Origin of the sequence: Phormidium sp. CCY1219, from assembly GCF_035615515.1 — a bacterium.
In the GTDB taxonomy this organism is placed as follows: domain Bacteria; phylum Cyanobacteriota; class Cyanobacteriia; order Cyanobacteriales; family Laspinemataceae; genus CCY1219.
In genome coordinates this window covers 1-362 of the sequence record NZ_JAJENT010000798.1, presented here as the reverse complement: position 1 = coordinate 362, position 362 = coordinate 1, and the positions used below count along the sequence as shown (strand labels likewise).

Below are 362 nucleotides of genomic sequence, written 5' to 3'. Positions count from 1 at the left end.
AAACAGCTCAAGAATTAATCGACAAGGCAGAAGTCATCTTTGTCGAGGATCTAAAAGTTTCCAATATGACCCGACGCCCTAAGCCGAAGCAGGGAGAGGACGGAGCATTCCTCCCTAACGGTCAATCGGCTAAGTCGGGGCTGAATAAAAGTTTTGCTGATGCTCGGATAGCTGGGTTCCTGAATGAAATCCTTCCGTACAAAGCTGCAAAAGCTGGGCGGTTGGTCGTGAAGGTAAATCCTGCTGGCACGTCCCAACATTGTGCAATTTGCCTGAACCGAGTTCCCAAGGAGTTGTCTGACCGCTGGCATGAATGCCCGCAGTGCGGTGCGTCTGTGCCACGGGACGTTAATTCTGGGGTG

General features: G+C 51.7%; 1 protein-coding gene. It reads left to right on the top strand.

The window, feature by feature from the left end:
* Positions 1-362, top strand: a 362-nt coding sequence (locus LKK83_RS24545; RefSeq protein WP_324634050.1) for a transposase, incomplete at both ends; no start/stop codon positions are given.